General features: G+C 62.0%; 1 protein-coding gene. It reads right to left on the reverse strand.

What is annotated here, in order from left to right; translation table 11 throughout:
• Positions 1-26: 26 nt before the first annotated feature.
• Positions 27-1,040, reverse strand: coding sequence for an IS110 family RNA-guided transposase (locus IM760_RS18765; RefSeq protein WP_204431741.1), 1,014 nt, complete (start codon positions 1,038-1,040; stop codon positions 27-29).
• Positions 1,041-1,171 lie beyond the last annotated feature (131 nt).

Here is a 1,171-nt window from a genome sequence, read left to right on the forward strand (position 1 = left end):
TCCTGGTGTGGCCTGAAGCGCCCGGCTCAGGCGGGCCGGTAACTCTGTTGGTAATACATTAAGGCCCAACTAATGCGAGCCATCTTGTTGGCGATGGCGCCCACGGCCTTATGCTTGCCGCGTCGCTCCGCGACCTGGCGGGCCCAGCACGACAGCCGGTCGTGATTCCTGTGGGCGTTACGCAGCACTGACCAGGCACCCTGGATCAGCATTCGTCGTAGATACGTGTTGCCGCGCCGTGTCAGGCCTCCGAGGTTCTGTTTACCACCGCTGGAGTGTTCGCAGGGTACAAGACCAAGATTGGCAGCCAGCTCTCGGCCATTGCGATAGGCCCGCCCGTCACCGGCGTGGGCAACGAGAGCAGTGGCGGTCTTCTCGGCGATGCCTTTAACGGTCATCAGACGCTGGGCGGCGTCGCTGCCTTTGGCCTGCCGGTCAATACGCCGGTCGAGTCGGTCGATGGCGGCGTCGCGTTGGTGCCACTCGACCAGCAGCTCCTCAAGCAGCACTCGGGCCTCGGGGGTCAGCTCGTTGTCCGCGTCTTCAAGCAGACCCGGCAAGGCGCTCTGGAGCCGCCGGCGCCCTTGAGGGAGCACGATGCCGTATTCATTGAGCAAGCCCCGGATTTGATTGGTGAGGGCGGTGCGCTGGTTGACCTGGCGTTCGCGCACCCGGTGCATCTGGATCAGGTCAGTTTGGGCCAGGGTGCGCGGCGGCACACACCGCAGCTGAGGCCGCTGCGCGGCTTCGGTGATGGCGAAAGCATCGTTGCGGTCGTTCTTATTGCCTTTGACGAAGGGCTTAACATGCTGGGGCGGGATGAGCCGAACGTCCATGCCGTGCCTCTGAAGGGTGCGCCCCCAGTAGTTGGAGCCACTGCAGGCCTCCATGGCGACCAGAGCTTGCGGGTATTCCAAGAGCAGCGCCAGCAGTCGCTGGCGCTTCACCTGCCGGTTAAAGACCGGCTTGCCGGCTTGATTCACGGCACAGACTTGGAAGACGGACTTTGCGAGATCAATCCCGATCAAGGTAACGTTCATGTGGGCACCTCTTGTTGTCGATTGATTCAGGTAACTCAATCTTGGCGCATCGTGACGCCGTATTGGCAAGAGGTGTCCATCTCATCATCCCTGTAGGCTCCCTTTCGAACGTCCTGTTCTCAAGGGTCCCG

The organism is Alloalcanivorax marinus (genome assembly GCF_016906305.1).
Taxonomy (GTDB): domain Bacteria; phylum Pseudomonadota; class Gammaproteobacteria; order Pseudomonadales; family Alcanivoracaceae; genus Alloalcanivorax; species Alloalcanivorax marinus.

Bases quoted from the DNA above. Each gene is read 5' to 3' on its own strand.
- IM760_RS18765 (WP_204431741.1), bottom strand. From the start codon at position 1,040: ATGAACGTTACCTTGATCGGGATTGATCTCGCAAAGTCCGTCTTCCAA.